Genomic DNA, 19,085 nt, shown 5'->3' with positions numbered 1-19,085 from the left:
CGGTGAGGCGATACGGGCCCGAACGCGGAAGTGGAACCGGGTAAGTACCCATCCCGTTGGCCCCCTAGGTGAGCGCCCGTCACGCGCTCGAAACGCCACAGCGACAGTGCCGTCAACGGGTCCGGATGCGAAGCACGCACGGCCCCGGCCGGACATCCGCGTCCAGGATTCGAGAGGGAGCACACTTATGCCTGAGACCATCCTGATCACCGGCGGCAAAGGCTTCATCGGCAGCCATGTCGCCGGGGCCCTGCTGCGGCGCGGCCATAGGATCCGGATCCTCGACAGCCTGCTGGAGCAGGTGCATGGCAGCGACGGCGGAGCCGCCGCCCTGCCGGACGATGTCGAGCTGCAGGTCGGCGACGTGCGCGACGAGGTCTCAGTGGCCCGGGCGCTGAAGGGCGTCGACGCAGTCATCCATCTCGCCGCCGAGGTCGGCGTCGGCCAGAGCATGTATGCGGTGGACCGCTACGTCTCGGTGAACGACCTCGGCACCGCGACCCTGCTGCAGCGGCTGATCGCCCATCCGGTGCGGCGCGTGGTCGTCGCCTCGTCGATGAGCATCTATGGCGAGGGCCTGTACCACACCGCCGACGGCGATCCGGTCGAGGACGTGATGCGGCCGGAGCGCCAGCCCGGCAGTTCCTGGGACCCGTTGGATCGGCAGGGCCGGCCGCTGATCCCGGCGCCGACGCCGGAGTGGAAGCGGCCGATGCTGGCCTCGGTCTACGCGCTGACCAAATACTGCCAGGAGCGGCTGGTCCTGACCGTCGCCGGCGCCTACGGCATGGAGGCCGCGGCGCTGCGCATGTTCAATGTCTACGGTCCCGGCCAGGCGCTGTCGAACCCCTATACCGGCGTGCTGGCGATCTTCGCCTCGCGCATCCTGAACCGCCAGCGGCCGCTGGTATTCGAGGACGGGCAGCAGCGCCGCGACCTGGTGCATGTCTCCGACGTCGCCGAGGCCTTCGCCCTGGCGCTGGAGCATCCGAAAGCTGTCGGCGGCGTGTTCAATGTCGGCAGCGGCCGCGAATGCACGGTGCTGGAGACGGCGCAGGCCCTGGCCGACGCCATGGGCCGGCCGGAGCTGGAGCCGGAGCTGGTCGGCAAGGCTCGGATCGGCGATGTGCGCCACTGCTTCGCCGATATCGGCAAGGCGCAGGCGGAGCTCGGCTTCGCCGCGACCAAGGATTTCGGCGAGGGCCTGGCCGAGCTGGCCGAATGGGTCGCCGCGCAGCAGGCGGTCGACCGGGTGGCGGAGGCGCGGCGCGAGCTGGAATCCCGCGGGCTGGTGGCATGAGCAGGCCCGCTCCCGCCGTGACCGGCCTGCGGCCCGTCCTGGTGACCGGCGGGGCCGGCTTCATCGGCTGCAACCTGGCCGACCGGCTGGCCCGTGACGGCCACCATGTGCTGGTGTTGGACGCGCTGGCACGGCCGGGTGTGGAGCGCAACCTCGACTGGCTGCGCCGCACCCATCCCGGCCGGATCTCCACCGTCATCGACGACCTGCGCAACGGCGAGGCCGTGGCCGCGGCGGCGCGGAAGGCGCAGGCGGTGTTCCACCTCGCCGGCCAGGTCGCCGTGACAACCAGCCTGGACGACCCCTGGTCCGATTTCGAGGTCAATGCCGCCGGCACGCTGCGCCTGCTGGAGGCGCTGCGCCGGCACAATCCCGGCGCGCCGCTGGTCTTCGCCAGCACCAACAAGGTCTATGGCGACCTGGCCGATATCGGACTGGAGCTGGCCGACGACGCCTATCGCCCGGTCGACACGGCGTTGCGTGGCCGCGGCATCGGCGAGGACCGCCGGCTGGACTTCCACACGCCCTATGGCTGCTCCAAGGGCACCGCCGATCAGTACGTGCTGGACCATGCCCGCAGCTTCGGCATGAACACGGCGGTGCTGCGGATGAGCTGCATCTACGGCCCACATCAGATGGGCACCGAGGACCAGGGCTGGGTGGCGCATTTCCTGATCCGCGCCCTGGCCGGCCAGCCGATCACCCTGTTCGGCGACGGCCGGCAGGTGCGCGATATCCTGTTCGTCGATGACGCCGTCGCGGCCTATATCGCGGCGTGGCGGCGCATCGAGGCGGTGCGCGGCCAAGCCTTCAATCTCGGCGGCGGCCCGGCCAATGCGGTCAGCCTGCGGCAGCTGATCCGCCACATCGAAATGCTGACCGGTCGTTCGGTCAATGTGGAGTTCCGCGACTGGCGGGCCGGCGACCAGCGCTACTACGTCTCCGACATCGGCCGCGCCCGCCAGGCGCTGGGACTGCCGGAGCCGCTGCCCTGGCGCGACGGGCTGACTCGGCTGGCCGACTGGCTGGGCCGCAACCCGGTCGACGCCATTCCTTCCACCCCCCATCCCCGCGAACAGCGAGCGGAGGCCATCTCGTGAAGATCGCCCTGATCAACCCGCCCTGGCGCTACGACCACAGCATCTATTTCGGCTGCCGCGAGCCGCATCTGCCGCTCGAGCTCGGCTATTCCAGGGCGCTGCTGGAAGCCGCCGGGCATCAGGTGCTGATGCTCGACGGTCCTCTCTGCGGCACGGAGATGCAGGACCTGGCCGACCGCACCGCCGCCTTCGGGCCGGACATGACCGTGGTCACCACGGCGCCGACCTATCTGTTCTGGCGCTGCGCCCCGCCGGAGCTGCGCATCCCGCGCGAGTTCATCGTCGCGCTGGACGGCCGCGGCGGCCGCACCGTGGCGGTCGGCCCTCACGCCTCGGTCACCCCCGAGACCACGCTGCGCAAGCTTGGCGCCGATATCGTCGTCCGCGGCGAATGCGAGGAGGTGGTGGCGGCGCTGGCTGACGAACCGGATCTGCGCCGGGTGCCGGCGGTGGCCTTCCGCGACGGCGGCGAGGTGGTGGTGAACGGCGGGCTGAACGCCAGCCGCTTCACCGATCTGCCGGCGCTGCGCTGGCCCGACGAATGGGTCCGGCGGCACGACCACCACCATCACCGCTTCGGCACCGAGGCGCATGGCCCCGGCGCCGAGGTCGAGGCCTCGCGCGGCTGCCCCTATCACTGCAGCTTCTGCGCCAAGAACGAGTTCCGCGACGCCTATCGCCGCCGCGACCTGACGATCCTGCTGCAGGAGATCGACGGGCTGATCGCCCAGGGCGCGACCTATCTCTACTTCGTCGACGAGATCTTCCTGCCGCAGAAGCCGCTGCTGGAGGCCCTGGTCGACCGCCCGATCGAGTTCGGCGTGCAGATGCGCATCGACCTGTGGAAGCCGGAGATGCTGGACCTGCTGGGCCGGGCCGGCTGCGTGTCGATCGAGGCCGGGGTCGAAAGCCTGACCCGCGAGGGCCGCGACCTATTGACCAAGAACTGCAAGATGACGACCGACGAGCTGGCCGACCGGCTGCTCTACGCCCGTCGCAGCGTGCCTTTCGTCCAGGCCAATCTGATCAAGACGGCGGAGGATGATCCCGACCTGATCGCCACCTGGCGCGACAAGCTGCAGCGCAACGGCGTCTGGGCCAACGATCCCGTGCCGCTGTACCCCTATCCCAGCTCGCCCGACTATCGGCGCCTTTGGGGCCAGCCGGACGACCGGGCCTGGGAACGGGCGCATGAGCACTATCTCGGCCAGTTCGATCATTTCAGCGACATCCAGGACGAACGCCCGCTGCCACTGAGAGAGTTGGAGGCATCGTGCGGTCCGGCGTGAGCGTGCCCCGACGGCTGCTGATGACGGCGGACGCGGTCGGCGGGGTCTGGCCCTATGCGCTGGATCTCGCCGCTGCCCTGGCCCGCCGGCATGGCATCGAGACGACGCTGGCGGTGCTGGGGCCGCTGCCGGATGACGACCAGCGCTGGTCCGCCGGGCTGGTGCCGGGGCTGCGGCTGGTGGAGACGGCGCTGCCGCTCGACTGGCTGGCCGGGCAATCGGAAGAGGTCGAGACCGCCGGCCGCCGGATCGCCGCACTGGCGGCCGATGCCGGTGCCGAGATCGTGCAGCTGAACAGCCCGGCCCTGGCCGCCGAGGCCGCGTTCCCGGTGCCGACGGTCGCTGTTCATCATTCCTGCGTCGCCACCTGGTGGGCCGGGGTGCGGACGGGGCCGCTGCCGGACGACTTCGCTTGGCGGGCGGAGCTGGTTCGCCGTGGCCTGCACGCAGCCGACGCGGTGGTGGCGCCGAGCCGGGCCTTCGCCCGCGACACCCGGGCTGTGCACCGGCTGCCGACCCTGCCCGCCGCGGTCTGGAACGGCCGCGCGGCCCCGCCCGGGCCCGAGGCGGCAGCCGAACCGGCGGAGTTCGTGTTCAGCGCCGGGCGGCTGTGGGATGAGGGCAAGAACGTTCAGGCGCTGGACAATGCCGCGGCCCGCCTCGGCGTCCGGCTGCTGCTGGCCGGTCCGCTGACCGGGCCGAACGGCGCCCGCGCGATCCTGCGCCATGGATTGTGCCTCGGCACGTTGAGCGGCGACGCGATGCGCGACTGCCTGGTCCACCGGCCGGTCTTCGCCTCGACCGCGCTGTTCGAGCCTTTCGGCCTGGCGGTGCTGGAAGCGGCCCAGGCCGGCTGTGCCCTGGTGCTGTCCGACATCCCGACCTTCCGCGAGCTGTGGGCCGACGCCGCGGTCTTCGTGCCGCCGCGCGATGAGACCGCGATCGCCGCCGCCCTCGACCGGGTGCTGCGCGACCGCGGCCTGCGGGACCATCTGGGCGAATCCGCGCGCCGGCGTGCGGCGCGCTACACCATCGCCGCCATGGCCGACCGGATGGCCGGACTCTATCGCGACCTGGCGGCCACAGCGGCGCGGCGGCCCGCGCGGGAGGCGGCGGAATGAGATTTGTCTATTTCACCCACTCCCTGCGCTCCTGCTGGAACCACGGCAATGCGCATTTCCTGCGCGGCGTGCTGCGCGAATTGGTCCAGTCCGGGCACGAGGTCGCGGTGTTCGAGCCGGCCGGCGCCTGGAGCCTGGAGAACCTGCTGCGCGACCATGGCGAGGAGGCCCTGGTTGCGTACCAACGAACTTATCCCGAGCTGTCCTCGACCGCATATCAACCGGACATCGACCTGGAGCAGGCACTGGACGGCGCCGACGCCGTGATCGTCCATGAATGGAACGACCCGGGGCTGGTCGCCGCCATCGGCCGGCTGCGGCGCCGGGGTGCCCGCTTCACCGCCCTGTTCCACGACACCCATCACCGCGCCGTCAGCGACCCGGAGGCGATCCATCGCTTCGACCTCGACGGCTATGACGGCGTGCTGGCCTTCGGCGCCGCCCTGGCGGAGGTGTATCGGCGCTGGGGCTGGGGCCGCCGCGCCTTCATCTGGCACGAGGCGGCCGACACCCGCCTGTTCCGGCCGCCGGACGAGGGAGGCGCCCGAGCCGGGCTGATCTGGGTCGGCAACTGGGGCGACGAGGAGCGCAGCGCCGAGCTCGACACCTTCCTGTTCCAGCCGGCCCGGGCCGCCGGGCTGCCGCTCGACATCCACGGCGTGCGCTATCCGCCGGAGGCGTTGGCCCGCCTGGCCGCCGAAGGCGCGCATTATCACGGCTGGCTCGCCAATGCCGAGGTCCCGGCGGCGTTCGCCCGGCACCTGGCCACGGTTCATGTCCCGCGGCGCTTCTATGTCGAGCAGCTGCCGGGCATCCCGACGATCCGGGTGTTCGAGGCCCTGGCCTGCGGCATCCCGCTGGCCTGCGCCCCCTGGCACGACGCCGAGAGCCTGTTCCGGCCGGGCGAGGACTATCTCGTCGCCCGCGACGGCACGGAGATGGCCGGTCACCTGATCGCCCTGCGCGACGATCCGGAGCTGCGCCGCAGCCTCGCGGCGAATGGGCTGGAGACGATCCGCGCCCGGCACAGCTGCGCCCACCGCATGCGCGAGCTGCTGGCGATCCTGGTCCGGCTGCGCACCGCCACCCCGATGGAGTCCGTCGCATGAGGATCGCCTTCTACGGTTCCAGCCTGCTGTCGTCCTACTGGAACGGCGCCGCCACCTATTATCGCGGCCTGTTGCGCGATCTCGCCGGCCGCGGCCACCGGATCACCTTCTACGAGCCCGACGCCTTCGACCGGCAGGCACATCGCGACATCGATCCGCCCGACTGGGCCGAGGTCCGCGTCTATCCGGCGACCGAGGACGCGCTGCGCGGCGTGGTCGCCGAGGCGGCGCTGGCGGATGTGGTGGTGAAGGCGAGCGGCGTCGGCGTGTTCGACGAGCTGTTGATCGAGGGCACTATGGCCGCGGCGCGGCCGGACGCGATCCGGATCTTCTGGGACGTCGACGCCCCCGCGACCCTGGCCGAACTGCAGCGCGGCGGCGCGGACCATCCGCTGCGCCGGACCCTGCCGGGGCTGGACATGGTGCTGACCTATGGCGGCGGCCCACCGGTGGTTTCGGCCTATGAGGCGCTCGGCGCCCGGCGCTGCGTGCCGATCTACAACGCGCTGGACCCGAAGACCCATCATCCGGTGCCGCCGGACCCGCGCTTCGAGTGCGACCTGGCGTTCCTGGGCAACCGGCTGCCGGACCGCGAGGCCCGGGTCGCCGCCTTCCTGCTGGCTCCGGCCGCGCGGCTGCCCGATCGCCGCTTCGTGATCGGCGGCGCCGGCTGGGACGGACGCGCCATGCCGCGCAACCTGCGCTGGATCGGCCATGTCGGCACGGCCGACCACAACGCCTTCAACGCCACGCCCCTGGCGGTGCTGAACATCGCCCGCGACAGCATGGCGGCGACCGGCTTCTCGCCCGCCACCCGGGTGTTCGAGGCGGCGGGCGCCGGCGGCTGCCTGATCACCGATGCGTGGGAAGGTATCGAGCTGTTCCTGAAGCCCGATGAGGAGGTGCTGGTCGCCCGCGACGGCGCCGAGGTGGCGGCGCATCTGCAGGCGCTGGACCGCGAGCGGTCGCAGGCCATCGGCGCGGCCGCCCGCGCCCGGATCCTGGCCGAGCACACCTATGCCCGCCGCGGCGCCCAGGTCGACGCGCTGCTGCGCGAGACCGCCGCGGCGAAGCGCGAAAGGACGGCCGCATGACCCGTCCCCTTCGCCTCGTCTTCATCGGCCTCAGCCTCTCCTCCTCCTGGGGCAACGGCCACGCCACCACCTACCGGGCATTGCTGCGGGCTCTGGCCAAGCGCGGCCATGACATCCTGTTCCTGGAGCAGGACCAGCCCTGGTACGCCGAGAACCGCGACCTGCCGGACCCCGATTTCTGCCGCCTCGAGCTCTATTCCGGGTCAGCCGGGCTGTCGGCCCATCGCGCGGAGGTCGCCGAGGCGGACGCCGTGATCGTCGGGTCCTATGTCGCGGACGGCGTCGCGGTCTCGGCCTGGGTGCAGAGTGTCGCGACCGGTGTGACCGGCTTCTACGACATCGACACGCCGGTGACCCTGGCGAAGCTGGAGCGCGGCGACTTCGAATACCTGTCGCCCGACCTGATCCCCGGCTTCGACCTGTACCTGTCCTTCACCGGCGGGCCGACCCTGGGGCATCTGATGGAGCGCTACGGTGCCGTGGCGGCGCATCCGCTGTACTGCTCTGTCGACACCGAGGCCTACCGGCCCGCGCCGGAGGCGCTGCGCTACGGCCTCGGCTATCTCGGCACCTACAGCCCGGACCGCCAGCCGACGCTCGAAAGGCTGCTGCTGGAACCGGCGAGGAGACTGCCGGAGCTGCGCTTCGTCGTCGCCGGGTCGCAATTCCCGCGCGACATCCGTTGGCCGGGGAACGTCACGCGCATCGATCACGTGCCGCCACGCGACCACTGTGCCTTCTACAATTCCTGCCGCTTTGCCCTGAACGTCACGCGGGCCGACATGATCCGCGCCGGCCACAGCCCGAGCGTGCGGCTGTTCGAGGCTGCCGCCTGCGGTATCCCGGTGATCTCCGATCGCTGGGACGGCATCGAATCGATCTTCGCTCCGGGCATCGAGATCTGCCTGGCCCGCGGCAGCGACGAGATCGTCGGGCTGCTGACCCAATGCCCCGAGCCGCTGCGCCGGAGCATCGGCGAGGCGGCGCGGCACCGGGTGCTGGCGGAGCATTCCTCCGAACGCCGCGCCGCGGAGCTGGAAGAGATGCTGCGGCATCGGATGGGCGATCTGGCGGACCAGCAGCGCATCCGCGCCGCGGCAAGCGGCGGCGACAGGGTCCGGAGCCACGGGGCGCGCCCGCATCTGCGGGTCGTGAAATAGTCGTCGGCGTCAACGAGGAAGGATGATCATGAAGAACGGCAAACAGCGCACCGCCATCGTTGCCGGGGGTGCCGGCTTCATCGGATCCCATCTCTGCGACGCGCTGCTCGCGGACGGGTTCAGGGTCCTCTGCCTCGACAATCTCCGCACCGGCCGGCGGCAGAATCTGCAGCACCTGGCGCGCGATCCGCGCTTCGACCTGGTCGAGGGCGATGTGATCGCGCCGCCGCCCGCCTCGCTGGCCCGCGGATCGGTGGATCTGGTCTTCAACCTCGCCTGCGCCGCCTCGCCGCCGCAGTACCAGTCCGACCCCGAGCACACGATGCTGACCAGCGTACTGGGCACCCGCAACCTGCTGGCCCTGGCCGAACGCAAGAAGGCCCGCTTCCTGCTGGCCTCGACCAGCGAGGTCTATGGCGATCCGGAGGTCCACCCGCAGGCCGAGAGCTATTGGGGCCATGTCAATCCGACCGGCCCCCGCGCCTGCTACGACGAGGGCAAGCGGGCGGCGGAGACGCTGACCTTCGACTTCGAGCGTGCCGGCCGCGCCGAGGTGCGGGTGGCGCGGATCTTCAACACCTATGGACCGCGGATGCGGGCGGATGACGGGCGGGTTGTCTCGAACGTGGTCACCCAGGCGCTGGCCGGCGACGACATCACCGTCTACGGCACCGGCGAGCAGACCCGCTCCTTCTGCTATGTCGACGACCTGGTTGACGGGCTGATGCGGCTGATGGCCTGCCGCACTTCCCCGGGCGGCCCGGTCAACCTGGGCAACCCGGCGGAGATGACGGTGCGCGAGCTGGTGACGCGGGTCCTGGCCCTGACCGGCTCGCGCTCCCGCATCGTGCGGAAGCCCTTGCCGGTGGACGACCCGCAGCGGCGGCGGCCCGATATCCGGCGGGCGAAGAGCCTGCTCGGCTGGTCGCCGCGGGTGGCTCTGGAGGATGGTCTGGAAAAGACGATCGCCTATTTCGGACGCCCGGCCGCCCCGCGCCCAGTGACGGCTGGCTTCCGCGCTGTCCGACCGGACGCCGCACTGCCGGTCAAGGCGGGCGCCGTCACGCCCTGAGCGTCACCCGTTCCGGACCAGGTGGAAGGCCAGCCCGTCCCACAGGGCGAAGGGACGGGTTCCGGCCTGGCGCAGGCGAAAGCCGCTCACAGCGGCAAGGTCTGCCAGCTCGCGGCGGTCCGCTGCCGCATCCCCCCGATAGGAGTAATTGAGGATCAGGAGCTGGCCATCGGGCTTCAGCACCCGCGCCGCCTCTTCAACATGGCGCCGGACCAGCGCCGGGCCGCCGAGCACGAGATAGGGAAAGCTGTCGGCGGCCAGGATCGTGTCGATGGCGCCATTGGCGATCCCGGCGAGGTCACGGCCCGATGTGCGGCGGAGCTCGACATTCGCCAGGCCGGCGCAGCGCCGCTGCGCCTCCACCACCATCCGGGCCGAGATGTCGAGGCCGAGGACACGGCGGACCCGCCCGGCGAGCGCCACGGCAAAACGGCCGATACCGCAGCCGAGATCGAGCACCGTGCGGTCGCGCCCGAGCAGGCCCCACTCGTCCATCCGGCGCACCACCTCCTCGGTCGCCAGCGCCAGCCGGCCGGGATCGCCGAAGGAATGCAGCGCGACGCTGGCCTCGGGAGAGACGACGGCAGCGCGATCGAACGCTTCGGCAAATGCCTTCACGGTCGCCGCTTCGTCCCGGGCCGTGGCATCGTGCCGGACCTCGTGCAACACGGCATGGACGGTGGCCCAGGCGGCCGGGTGTTCCGCATGCATGCGACGCAGCGCCTGCAGACGTCGTCGGGGGGCGATCTGATCCGCGGCGATCACCGCATCGAGCGTGTCCAGCAGCGTCGTCAGCGCCTGCCCGCTCTCAGCCCGGATCAGCAGTTGCACCAGCGCCGATGCGGCCGGCAGGTCTCCCGACAGGCAACTCTGCAAGGCAGGACGCAACGCGCCGGGGCATGCGGCTGCCTCGATCGCCCCGTCGACGGTCACGCGACGCCCCTCCGGAAGCTGCGCCGGCGGTTCCAGCGGTCGAGAGCACCCCACTCATATTTGTAGGGCTCCCGGCCGCGCAGGAAATGGAACTCGCTCCCGCTCTCGCGGATCGCGGCGGCTATGGCATGGCCGACCAGGAGCGCGCCGGGACTCTCACGCGCGTAATCCGGATCGAAGCCGCCGAGATAGAAAAAGGTGCGACCATGGGCGGACAAGCCATGGAAGACACCGACGACGCTGTCTCCGATCCGCAGCCGATAGAGCCGCGCCAGCCGGGACCGGAGCAGATCGGGCAGCGCCGCACGGTGGAATCGCTGGACCGCGTCGTCCTGCAGCAGCCCGGGCTGGCCTCGATCCGACCACCGGGCCTTATGCAGATGCAACAGATCGTCGAGGAAGCCGTCTGCACCTTCCTCAACCTCCACGGGACCTCGCTTGCGCGCCATGGTCAGCGCCCGCCGCAGCCGCTTGCGACGGTGGGCCGGGACGCAGCCCGACAGGTCATCGGGCCCCGCCAGAGCCAGGGTCGGGCAGGCGCTGTGGCCGGCAGCGGCTTCAGCGCAGCCTTCAGGACAGCGCAGCCGCAGAGCAGCGGCACCCGGCGCCAGTTCCTCCAACTCCCATGCATCCCAGTCGAGATCAATGGTTGCGCTGTTGATCGCTGCAGCCGCCGGGCCGGCATGCTCCGGATCGATCAGCAGGTCCAGATAATCGGTGGTGCCGAGCCCGAGCAGGAGCAGGCGCCGGCCGAGCGCACCGTCTTCGAGATAGAGTGGCGCCAGGCCAATCAGGCGCCCATCCCGCCGGACTGCGATCGCCCGCAGCCGGCCTGGCGCGAAGCTGCGCCACCAGGGCAGCAGCCACGCCGGGGATTGGAAAGGCGTCGCCGCCGGGCAGCGGGACCACAGGTCCCACCATTCCGGCTCGAGCGCGGCCAGCGCCGGCTCCTCCGTCAGCACCTCGGCGACGGTGCTCATCCCGAGGCGCGCAACGCCGGCGCCGGCTCGGCGGCCAGCCGGTGGTAGACGGAGAGATAGCGCTGCACCATGCGGTCGAGCGAGAAGCGGCGGACGGCCTCGGCCCGGCACTCGGCCGGATCGAGGTCGGCGGCGGCGCGGATCGCCTCCGCCATTTCCGACACGTCGTGGACCAGGAAACCGGTGCGGCCGTGATCGACGATCTCGGGCAGGGCGCCGTTCGGGAAGGCGACGACCGGCGTGCCGCAGGACAGCGCCTCCATCGCCACCAGCGAGCTGGTCTCCGGGCACAGGCTCGGCACCACGAGGCAGCGCGCCGCGGCCAGGAAGCGCCGCTTGCGCCGCAGGCCGAGCGGTCCGACGAAGCGCTGCCGCGGGTCCAGCCGCGGCACCACCTCCTGCTCGAAATAGCGGATATGGGCATCGTACGGGAACAGCCGGCCGGCCACGATCAGCGGCACATCCGCCTGGCGCGACGCATCGAGAGCGAGGTGGACACCCTTCTCCGGGCAGATCCGGCCAAGCATCAGGGCGAAGCCGCGCTTGGCGTGCGGCAGCGTGCCGTCGCCGATTGAGACTCCGTTCGGGATCGGTGGCAACAGCCCGGCGCCGGCTGGCGCGTCGCGGCACTGGGCGTCGGACACGCCGTGCAGCCACAGGTCCGGGCGCGCGGGCTGCAGCGCCTCGGCCGGATACCAGCCCAGCGGCAGGTGCAGGGTCACCAGGGTCGGCCCGTCCGCCGGCAGATAGGCGTCGAAATCGATGCCGTGCAGATGAACCAGATCGACCGGCCAGCGGCGCCGGCACTCGGCGATGGCCTGGCGCTGCGCCGTCCAGGCCCGCTGCCGCGCTGCATCGTCCAGCAGTCCAGGCTCCGCCGGGATCGGGCACAGGGTGCCGGCAACCTCGGAGCCTTCGCAGGCCACCACCAGTGAGCGGTGCCCGGCGTCGATCAGGGCGTGGTCGAGGGCGGACAGCACCTGCTCCGCCCCGCCGACCGCGTCGGGGCCGACCGGCGCCAGCGGGTAGGCGACGTTGAGGACGGTCAGGGCCATGGCGGCGGGTCCAGCTCCAGCTCGGCTATGGCCGCAGCGACGAGGCCGGGCCATTCCAACCCGGTCAGACCCCAGGGATAGGCATCGTAGTGCAGCCGGCCGCCATTCGACAGCCGCGCGAAATCATAGGCTGGTGCCCGCCGGAACCGCTCGACCCGGTCGGTGAAGGGCGCCAGGGTCCGGCGCTGGGTCTCATGGCAGGCCAGCATCCGCCGCTTGGTTTCCCAATTCGGCTCATCGAGCTCGAGGACGATCTCCGGAGACGCCTCGTCCGGCGGGAAGCGCTGCAGCACCAGGCCGTCGGCGCCGAGGTGATAGAAGGCCATCTCCGCGATCACGGGCGCCGCCGCGCCCTGGCGCTGCAGCAGGCGGCGGGCGGCATGGACGGCGAAGCCCGTGGCGTCATGGTCCGGGTGGCCGCCCTCATAGGGATGGGTCAGCACCAGCCGCGTCTCCCGCGCCGCGAATTGGGCGGCCACGGCACGGGTGATGGTGGCGAGACGCCGACACGCCTGCTGGTCCGGCACGTCGAGGCACAGCAGCTTCGCGGCCGGGATGCCGGCCGCTTCCATGGCGGCGACAAGCTCCCGCTGCCGGGCTTCCGCATAGGCCTGCCAGGTGGCAAAGCCATAGAGCCGCGCATCCTCCAGCCCGCGCGGCGCGCCGTCGGTGACATGCAGCACGGCGATGCCCGGCAGGTGCCGCAGTTGCCCGCCGATGCCGATCGTCTCGTCATCCGGATGGGCAACCACGACCGCTGCCTCGGCCGGGGCGATCGGAGCCTCCGCCAGGGACGACAGCAGCGTCGCCGCGGCGCCCATCGATCAGCCCAGCGCCAGCTTCGGCGTGCGCGTCTCGACCCGGCCGGCCGTGCCGTAGCGGCGGATCATCTCGGCACAGAAGGCGGCGAACTCCTCCTTCTCGACCGGCGGGCTGGTGTGGTGGGGCATCAGGCCGCGATGCTCCGGCGTGAAGCAGAAGGTGACGGTGACGTCGAAATCCGCCAGCGCCTCCATCTGCCGGTCGAACCAGGCCAGCGCGTCTGGCCGGAAGCTGTCGGCCCAGGACAGGCCGGTGCGCAGGTGGGTGACGCCCAGCCGCTTCATCCAGGCCACGGCATCGTCCAGCCGGTGGTCCTGGTAGTGAAACCATTGGCACAGGCCCATGGCCGGCGCGTGCCGGGCGAAGCGCTCGAGCGCCGGCTTCGGCGTGCCGTCCTCGCGCAGCAGGCCCATGTAGAAATGCCGATAGTAGGACGAGCCCTCGGCCTCCCGGTGCCGGGTCGTCGCCTCCCAGGCGCTGGGCAGGTCGTACAGGCTGTACCAGTGGATGCGCGGCGCCCGGCCGACGAGGAGTTCGGCGGTGCGGTCGACGCCCCAGGCCTGCACCTCCTCCGCCCCGAAGCTCGAGACACCGACCTCGCTGACCCAGACCGGCAGATCGGTGACGGCACGGATCTCCTGCAGCTTCTCCGGCCATTCCTGGATCTGCCACAGGTTCCAGTCCAGCGGGAAGCCGTGCACCGCAACGGCGTCGAGGCGGTCAAGGAGGCCACGCTGCTTCATGCTCTCGATGAACACCGGGTCGATCGGCGAGATGCCGCCCAGCACCTTCGGAATGTCCGGGTTCTCGGCGGCGATGGCATCGGCCGCGGCGATCGCCATGTCGGCGAACAGCGCCCAGTCCGGATCGAGCTCGCGGTCCCAATGGGACTTGTTGTTCGGCTCGTTCCAGATCATCGCCGCTTCGATCATGCGTTCCTCCCGCGGTTCGGATAGACGGCGCCTTCCCCTTCCGGCCGGCCGGCGGGGCGGCAGAGATAGACCTCCGGCTCGGGATGCCCGGTGATCTCGAAGCCGGCGCTGCGCAACATCGCCTCGACGCAGGCGCGGTTCGGCACCCACCAGTTGGTCGGGTCGTCGGCGTAGCGCTGCTCGATGAAATGCAGCTTGGGGAAATCCGGCCGGTCGAACAGCGCCTCGTTCCAGAACGGATAGTTCGGCTCCAGCGGCTCCACCTCGGTGCTGCCGCGCTGCATCGACTGGAACACCATCAGGTCGCCGACCACATGCTCGCGCACCAGGTCCAGCGCCAGCAGCGGGTGGCGCAGGTGATAGAGCACGCCCATGAACAGGACGATGTCGAAGCGCTCGCCCAGCGCCGCGACGTCATAGACCGACAGTCGGCGGAACTCGATGTCCAGGCCGGCGACATCGGCGGCGAAGCGCGCCTGGGCCAGGTAGCTGTCGTCGAAATCGACGCCGAGCACCCGGTCGGCGCCGCGCCGTTTCATCTCCAGCGAATAGAAGCCGCCGTTGCAGCCGATGTCGAGCACCGTCCTGCCGTGCAGGTCCTGCGGGATGGCGTCGGCGAAGGCCTTCCACTTGACAGCCGGATAGTCGCCGAGGAAGTGGTCGGGCGCGGTGGCGACGCCCTCGAGGTCGATGTTGTGGAACCATGGGCCGAGGGCCTGGGCCCGACGGCGGATCTCCTCACCGGACAGGCGTTCCATGCCTGATGCCTCCGTCATTGGTCGTAGCGGATGGGGGCGCCGAAGGAGCGGCCGGCAGGCCAGCCGATCGCCACTCGGGCGGCCGCCGCGGCGCCGGCGTCGGCACCGGACGCGGCGTCGCCGAGCAGCCCGATCGCCGCGCGGTAGCCGTTCAGCGTGCCGACATCGACATAGGACAGCCCCGATTTGACGCCCACGGCCCGGCCGCCCTCAGCCAGCCAGGCGTTGACCAGCGTGCCGATGTACTCGTCGCGCCAGCCGCGCCGCAGCCACAGCGCGTGCAGCTGCCGCAGCACCGCGCCCGGCATCTTGAACGCACCCCAGATCCAGCGCGTCTCGGCATCCGCCTGCTTGACCTGGATCTCGCGTACCGCCCCCTGCCCGTCGAGCACCACGGCGTCGAAGAACTCCGGATGGTCGACCGGAAACAGCAGGAAGGACAGGCCATCCTCCGGCAGGTCGGCGAAGCCGTCCTTCGGGAACCAGACCGTGTCCGGCAGGCCGACCAGGACGGGCTCGTCCGGCTGGATCAGCGGCAACGCCCGGAAGATCGCATCGCACAGGCCGGCAGCCTGCGACTGCACCACATAGGCGGCGGCCGCGCCGCCATAGTCGCTGCCGTAATATTCCAGGATGTCGGATTTGCCGGGGGCGATGACGAAGCAGATCTTGTCCGCTCCGGCCTCGATCATGCGCTCCAGCAGGTATTCGCTGACGGCGCAGGGCCTCTCCTCGCCGCCGTCGATCCGGCTGCCGACCGGCAGCAGCTCCTTGGAAAACGCCAAGGGCTGGATTCGGCTGCCGCGTCCCGCGGCGGGCACGATGCCCCACATCGATCAGGCCTCCATGGCAATGGGTGACGCCGGCCGCGCCGAGGCGAGCAGCGCCTCGAATTCGGCGGCACGGTGGGCCGAGGTGTGCTCGTCCAGCACGCGCTCGTGGGCGGCGGCGCCGATCCGGCGCAGCTCGGCCTCCGGCAAGTCCAACGCCGCCAGCGCATCGTCGGTGCCTCGGGCCAGCAGGATCTCCCGGCCGGGCGTGAAGAATTCCTCGAACCCCGGCCAAGCGTCGCTCAGCACCGGCACACCGCAGGCCGCCGCCTCGAACAGCCGGCCGGACGGGCACCAGCCCATCTCCGCCATGGCGCGGCGGGTGATGTTCAGGGTCAGCCGCGACGAGGCGTAGAAGCCCGGATGGTCGGGCGGCGCCAGATGGCGCAGGAAGAAGATGTTGCCGCTCCACGGAAAGCTGTCCGGGTATTGCGCCCCGGCGATGACGAAGCGCAGATCGGGCCGCTGCCGTGCCGGGTCGACCAGCAGCGCCTCCAATGCCGCCTGCCGGTCGGGCGCATAGGTGCCGATATAGGACAGGTCGCCGGCGAATTCGGACCGCGGCGCCGCCGGGCGGTGCACGTCCGGGTCGACATGGCCGTAGAGCGGCACCACGACGCGGGCGCCGAGCCGGTCGCGCAGCGCGTCGAGCGCGCCGCCGCCGGTGTAGCTGAGAACGATGTCGAAATCGGCGAGGCCGCGCGGCCCGACATAGGACAGCGGCTGCCTCTGATCCAGCCGCTCCAGCGTCACCGGCGTGTCCAGGTCGTAGAAGACGTGCAGCGGCCGGGGCGCCTGCAGCACCAGATCGGTCGCCTCGATCCCGTCCGGGCAGAAGGAGGTGACCATGGCGGCGTCGGCATCGGCCAGGTGGCGCGCGGCGAGATCCCGGACCTGCGCCCAGGCCGGATACAGCACCAGCTCGCCCTGCTCCAGCGCATGCAGGTCGCGGGCGCCGGCGTAGTACGGCACGTCGCGTTCGAAGAACACCACCCGCCAGCCGCGGCGGGCCAGCGCCCGGATCAGGCCGCGCCAGAGCGTGGCGTGGCCGTTGCCCCAGGAGGAGCTGACGGTGAGGCCGAAGACGACGAGCTTCATCGCGACCTCCTAGTCGACGGTCTCGTTTAGGCCGAGCAGCCGGGCACCCCATTCCCCGATGACCAGCCGGGTGATCGAAGCGGGGGCGATGTCGAAGCGCGGCCAGGCATCGATCCCCAGCCCGAGATGGTGCAGCACCGCCGCCTTGATCACATCGGCATGGCTGACGAGGGCCACGCATTGGCCGCCGCGCTCCTCGACCAGCCGTTCCATCAGCCCGAGCACGCGCCGCTGCACGTCGAGCATGGTCTCGCCGCCGGGGGTCCGGATCAGGCTGCGGACGGCATTCCACCGCTGCCACAGCGAATCCTGCTGCAGCGCCTCGAAATCCTGGCCCGACCAGCGGCCGAAATCGATCTCGTCCAGCTCCTCCGCCGTGGTCATGCGAAGGCCGCAGGCTGCGGCGACGGCCTGCGCGGTCTGCTGCGTCCGCTCCCGCGGGCTGGCGAAAATGGCGTCGATCCGCTCCAGCCGCAGACGCCGGGCCAGCCGCTCCGCCTGGGCCCGCCCCGCCTCGCCGAGGACAACGCCGCTCATGCGACCGGCCAGGAAGCCGCCGACATTGTCATGCGCGGCGTGGCGCAGCAGCAGGAAGGTGGTGATCATGCCGTCCCTTGCGGCGGATCGCCGGCGATGAAGCGCAGCGTCCGCTCTCGCGCCACGGCGTCGGTGAACTGTTCCGGCGGCGACTTCATGAAGTAGCTGGACGGGCCGATCAGCGCGCCGCCGATGCCGCGGTCGAGACCGAGCCGGGCGCAGCGGACCGCGTCGATCACGATGCCGGCGGAGTTCGGGGAGTCCCAGACCTCGAGCTTGACCTCGGCGTTGAGCGGCACGCCGCCGAAGGTGGTGCCTTCGAGGCGGATATAGGCCCATTTCCGATCGCTGAGCCACGGCACGTAGTCGCTCGGGCCGACATGGACGTTCTCGGCGGAAAGCGGGATGTCGAGCTGGCTCATCACCGACTGGGTCTTGGAGATCTTCTTCGACTCCAGCCGCTCGCGCTCGAGCATGTTCTCGAAATCGGTGTTGCCGCCGAAGTTCAGCTGATAGGTGCGGTCCAGCCGCACGCCGCGCTCGCGGAACAGGTTGGTCAGAACGCGGTGGATGATGGTGGCGCCGACCTGGCTCTTGATGTCGTCGCCGATGATCGGCAGGCCCCGCGCCTCGAAGCGCTGCCGCCATTCCGGGCGCGAGGCGATAAAGACCGGCATGCAGTTGACGAAGGCGCAGCCTGCTTCCAGCGCCCGCTCGGCATACCATTCGGCGGCATGCTGGGAGCCGACGGGGAGGTAGGAGACGAGGACGTCGGTGCCTGTCCGCCTCAGGACGCCGGTAACGTCCGCCAGGGGCTCATTGGATTCCTCGATCCGGTCGCGCAGATACTTGCCGAGACCATCCAGCGTGTTGCCGCGTTCAACCCGCACCCCGGTCGCCGTGACGTCGGCGAAGCGATGGGTGTTGTTCGGCGGGGCGGTGATCGCCTCGGCCACGTCACGCCCGACCTTGGCGGCCGCGACATCGAAAGCCGAGGCGACCTCGATGTCGCCGATATGGTATCCGCCGAGCTCGATGTTCATCAGGCCCGGCGGCGGCTCGTTGCCGGCGGGGGTGTCGCGATAATAGGTCAGTCCCTGGACCAGGGACGAGGCACAGTTGCCAACGCCCACGATTCCCAGGCGAATGGGTTTCGAGCTCACGCTTACGACTCCCCTGCGTTGCGGCGCGGGTCTGATCGGGAAAGGCCAAGCCGGGGCGGCCCGCCTAAGGTTTGTTCCTGCAGGGCCAACGGCCTCATCGGAAGGCCGGTTCCGATCGTCGTCCGGCGGTGGCGAAATTTCGCGACGGGCCCGCTGGCCGTGACCGGCGACTTCCGGGATGGACGCTACCAGCAGGAGACGCGCCTGGCGGGCGGCGCCGCTACCAGGCGACGCCGGTCTCGTGCCGGAGATGGTCGCGGGCGCGGCCGAGGCGGGAGCGGACGGTGCCGATCGGGATGTGGAAGGCCTGCGCCGCCTCCTCATAGGAGTCGCCGTTGATCGCCACCGCCTCCACCAGCTCGCGGTGATGCTGCTGCAGGCCGTCGATGGCCTTGCCGAGACGGATGAGATCGACAACGTCGTCCTGGCTGGGCGGCTGCGGCCCGTCGAAATCCTCGGCCGGCACCGCAATCACCCGTCCGCGGCGCTCGAATTGCGACAGGAACACGCGCTTCATGACGACGCAGAGCCAGCCGGCGATGTTGGTGCCCGGCTGCCAGAGATGGAACTTGTTGTAGGCGCGCAGCAGCGTGTCCTGCAGCAAGTCCTCCGCGTCGGCGCGGTTGCGGGTCAGGGATCGCGCATAGCGCCGAAGCTCGCACAGCACCGGGGTGACGACGGCAGTGAATACGGCGCAATCCGCGGCACGATCTTGGTCCGGCATCGGGATCT

General features: G+C 70.8%; 19 protein-coding genes. 8 read left to right on the top strand and 11 right to left on the bottom strand.

Features of this window, described 5'->3' with window-relative positions; all coding sequences use genetic code 11:
- Nucleotides 1-187 precede the first annotated feature (187 nt).
- Genes QFZ27_RS07515 through QFZ27_RS07480 form a run of 8 tightly spaced genes read left to right on the top strand, consistent with a single transcriptional unit; the run spans nucleotide 188 to nucleotide 9,245 of the window.
- Entirely contained in the window at nucleotides 188-1,300 is a 1,113-nt protein-coding gene (locus tag QFZ27_RS07515) for an NAD-dependent epimerase/dehydratase family protein (protein ID WP_429225493.1), read from the top strand.
- Complete coding sequence (locus QFZ27_RS07510) at nucleotides 1,297-2,400, top strand: NAD-dependent epimerase/dehydratase family protein (protein WP_429225491.1); 1,104 nt, start codon at nucleotides 1,297-1,299, stop codon at nucleotides 2,398-2,400. The genes QFZ27_RS07515 and QFZ27_RS07510 overlap by 4 nt, the downstream gene beginning before the upstream one ends.
- Nucleotides 2,397-3,689: a TIGR04295 family B12-binding domain-containing radical SAM protein gene (locus QFZ27_RS07505; protein WP_429225489.1), complete on the top strand. Its 1,293-nt coding sequence runs from the start codon at nucleotides 2,397-2,399 to the stop codon at nucleotides 3,687-3,689. The genes QFZ27_RS07510 and QFZ27_RS07505 overlap by 4 nt, the downstream gene beginning before the upstream one ends.
- Nucleotides 3,686-4,810 (top strand): glycosyltransferase family 4 protein, encoded by a 1,125-nt coding sequence (locus tag QFZ27_RS07500; RefSeq protein ID WP_429225487.1) that lies wholly within the window; start codon nucleotides 3,686-3,688, stop codon nucleotides 4,808-4,810. The genes QFZ27_RS07505 and QFZ27_RS07500 overlap by 4 nt, the downstream gene beginning before the upstream one ends.
- Nucleotides 4,807-5,919 carry a CgeB family protein gene (locus QFZ27_RS07495; protein ID WP_429225485.1) on the top strand — a complete coding sequence of 371 codons (1,113 nt, stop codon included), beginning with the start codon at nucleotides 4,807-4,809 and terminating at the stop codon, nucleotides 5,917-5,919. The genes QFZ27_RS07500 and QFZ27_RS07495 overlap by 4 nt, the downstream gene beginning before the upstream one ends.
- The gene (locus QFZ27_RS07490; RefSeq protein ID WP_429225484.1) at nucleotides 5,916-7,013 is read left to right on the top strand and encodes a CgeB family protein; all 1,098 of its coding nucleotides are present in this window, start codon (nucleotides 5,916-5,918) and stop codon (nucleotides 7,011-7,013) included. Before QFZ27_RS07495 ends, QFZ27_RS07490 begins: the two co-directional genes overlap by 4 nt.
- A complete protein-coding gene (locus tag QFZ27_RS07485; protein ID WP_429225482.1) occupies nucleotides 7,010-8,173 on the top strand; it encodes a CgeB family protein in 1,164 nt (387 codons plus the stop codon). Before QFZ27_RS07490 ends, QFZ27_RS07485 begins: the two co-directional genes overlap by 4 nt.
- Nucleotides 8,174-8,201: 28 nt before the next feature.
- On the top strand, nucleotides 8,202-9,245 hold the full coding sequence (locus QFZ27_RS07480) for a UDP-glucuronic acid decarboxylase family protein (RefSeq protein ID WP_429225480.1): 1,044 nt from the start codon (nucleotides 8,202-8,204) through the stop codon (nucleotides 9,243-9,245).
- 3 nt (nucleotides 9,246-9,248) lie between these two features.
- Here the strand turns inward: QFZ27_RS07480 and QFZ27_RS07475 are convergent, their stop codons facing one another.
- The 11 genes from QFZ27_RS07475 to QFZ27_RS07425 all read right to left on the bottom strand — a co-directional run bounded on the left by QFZ27_RS07475 (nucleotide 9,249) and on the right by QFZ27_RS07425 (nucleotide 19,077).
- The gene (locus QFZ27_RS07475; protein WP_429225478.1) at nucleotides 9,249-10,178 is read right to left on the bottom strand and encodes a methyltransferase domain-containing protein; all 930 of its coding nucleotides are present in this window, start codon (nucleotides 10,176-10,178) and stop codon (nucleotides 9,249-9,251) included.
- A complete protein-coding gene (locus QFZ27_RS07470; RefSeq protein WP_429225476.1) occupies nucleotides 10,175-11,158 on the bottom strand; it encodes a GNAT family N-acetyltransferase in 984 nt (327 codons plus the stop codon). The genes QFZ27_RS07475 and QFZ27_RS07470 overlap by 4 nt, the downstream gene beginning before the upstream one ends.
- A complete protein-coding gene (locus tag QFZ27_RS07465; RefSeq protein WP_429225474.1) occupies nucleotides 11,155-12,213 on the bottom strand; it encodes a glycosyltransferase family 4 protein in 1,059 nt (352 codons plus the stop codon). The genes QFZ27_RS07470 and QFZ27_RS07465 overlap by 4 nt, the downstream gene beginning before the upstream one ends.
- Entirely contained in the window at nucleotides 12,204-13,034 is an 831-nt protein-coding gene (locus QFZ27_RS07460; protein ID WP_429225472.1) for a PIG-L deacetylase family protein, read from the bottom strand. Before QFZ27_RS07460 ends, QFZ27_RS07465 begins: the two co-directional genes overlap by 10 nt.
- Nucleotides 13,035-13,037: 3 nt before the next feature.
- Nucleotides 13,038-13,967, bottom strand: coding sequence for a glycoside hydrolase 5 family protein (locus QFZ27_RS07455; protein ID WP_429225470.1), 930 nt, complete (start codon nucleotides 13,965-13,967; stop codon nucleotides 13,038-13,040).
- Nucleotides 13,964-14,725 carry a TIGR04290 family methyltransferase gene (locus QFZ27_RS07450; RefSeq protein ID WP_429225468.1) on the bottom strand — a complete coding sequence of 254 codons (762 nt, stop codon included), beginning with the start codon at nucleotides 14,723-14,725 and terminating at the stop codon, nucleotides 13,964-13,966. The genes QFZ27_RS07455 and QFZ27_RS07450 overlap by 4 nt, the downstream gene beginning before the upstream one ends.
- A 14-nt stretch (nucleotides 14,726-14,739) precedes the next feature.
- The gene (locus tag QFZ27_RS07445; RefSeq protein ID WP_429225466.1) at nucleotides 14,740-15,558 is read right to left on the bottom strand and encodes a nucleotidyltransferase family protein; all 819 of its coding nucleotides are present in this window, start codon (nucleotides 15,556-15,558) and stop codon (nucleotides 14,740-14,742) included.
- 3 nt (nucleotides 15,559-15,561) lie between these two features.
- Nucleotides 15,562-16,653 carry a CgeB family protein gene (locus tag QFZ27_RS07440; protein ID WP_429225464.1) on the bottom strand — a complete coding sequence of 364 codons (1,092 nt, stop codon included), beginning with the start codon at nucleotides 16,651-16,653 and terminating at the stop codon, nucleotides 15,562-15,564.
- A gap of 9 nt (nucleotides 16,654-16,662) precedes the next feature.
- Nucleotides 16,663-17,259: a histidine phosphatase family protein gene (locus QFZ27_RS07435; RefSeq protein ID WP_429225462.1), complete on the bottom strand. Its 597-nt coding sequence runs from the start codon at nucleotides 17,257-17,259 to the stop codon at nucleotides 16,663-16,665.
- Nucleotides 17,256-18,353: an inositol-3-phosphate synthase gene (locus QFZ27_RS07430; protein WP_429225460.1), complete on the bottom strand. Its 1,098-nt coding sequence runs from the start codon at nucleotides 18,351-18,353 to the stop codon at nucleotides 17,256-17,258. Before QFZ27_RS07430 ends, QFZ27_RS07435 begins: the two co-directional genes overlap by 4 nt.
- 220 nt (nucleotides 18,354-18,573) lie before the next feature.
- On the bottom strand, nucleotides 18,574-19,077 hold the full coding sequence (locus QFZ27_RS07425) for a sigma-70 family RNA polymerase sigma factor (RefSeq protein WP_429225458.1): 504 nt from the start codon (nucleotides 19,075-19,077) through the stop codon (nucleotides 18,574-18,576).
- Nucleotides 19,078-19,085 lie beyond the last annotated feature (8 nt).

The sequence above is a fragment of the Inquilinus ginsengisoli genome (assembly GCF_050434925.1).
Taxonomy (GTDB): Bacteria; Pseudomonadota; Alphaproteobacteria; order DSM-16000; family Inquilinaceae; genus Inquilinus; species Inquilinus ginsengisoli_B.
The sequence above is the reverse complement of the archived record's forward strand: the minus strand, read 5'-3'. Positions and strand labels throughout refer to the sequence as shown.

Bases quoted from the DNA above. Each gene is read 5' to 3' on its own strand.
- QFZ27_RS07515 (WP_429225493.1), top strand. From the start codon at position 188: ATGCCTGAGACCATCCTGATCACCGGCGGCAAAGGCTTCATCGGCAGC.
- QFZ27_RS07510 (WP_429225491.1), top strand. From the start codon at position 1,297: ATGAGCAGGCCCGCTCCCGCCGTGACCGGCCTGCGGCCCGTCCTGGTG.
- QFZ27_RS07495 (WP_429225485.1), top strand. From the start codon at position 4,807: ATGAGATTTGTCTATTTCACCCACTCCCTGCGCTCCTGCTGGAACCAC.
- QFZ27_RS07490 (WP_429225484.1), top strand. From the start codon at position 5,916: ATGAGGATCGCCTTCTACGGTTCCAGCCTGCTGTCGTCCTACTGGAAC.
- QFZ27_RS07485 (WP_429225482.1), top strand. From the start codon at position 7,010: ATGACCCGTCCCCTTCGCCTCGTCTTCATCGGCCTCAGCCTCTCCTCC.
- QFZ27_RS07480 (WP_429225480.1), top strand. From the start codon at position 8,202: ATGAAGAACGGCAAACAGCGCACCGCCATCGTTGCCGGGGGTGCCGGC.
- QFZ27_RS07470 (WP_429225476.1), bottom strand. From the start codon at position 11,158: ATGAGCACCGTCGCCGAGGTGCTGACGGAGGAGCCGGCGCTGGCCGCG.
- QFZ27_RS07465 (WP_429225474.1), bottom strand. From the start codon at position 12,213: ATGGCCCTGACCGTCCTCAACGTCGCCTACCCGCTGGCGCCGGTCGGC.
- QFZ27_RS07460 (WP_429225472.1), bottom strand. From the start codon at position 13,034: ATGGGCGCCGCGGCGACGCTGCTGTCGTCCCTGGCGGAGGCTCCGATC.
- QFZ27_RS07455 (WP_429225470.1), bottom strand. From the start codon at position 13,967: ATGATCGAAGCGGCGATGATCTGGAACGAGCCGAACAACAAGTCCCAT.
- QFZ27_RS07450 (WP_429225468.1), bottom strand. From the start codon at position 14,725: ATGGAACGCCTGTCCGGTGAGGAGATCCGCCGTCGGGCCCAGGCCCTC.
- QFZ27_RS07445 (WP_429225466.1), bottom strand. From the start codon at position 15,558: ATGTGGGGCATCGTGCCCGCCGCGGGACGCGGCAGCCGAATCCAGCCC.
- QFZ27_RS07440 (WP_429225464.1), bottom strand. From the start codon at position 16,653: ATGAAGCTCGTCGTCTTCGGCCTCACCGTCAGCTCCTCCTGGGGCAAC.
- QFZ27_RS07435 (WP_429225462.1), bottom strand. From the start codon at position 17,259: ATGATCACCACCTTCCTGCTGCTGCGCCACGCCGCGCATGACAATGTC.
- QFZ27_RS07425 (WP_429225458.1), bottom strand. From the start codon at position 19,077: ATGCCGGACCAAGATCGTGCCGCGGATTGCGCCGTATTCACTGCCGTC.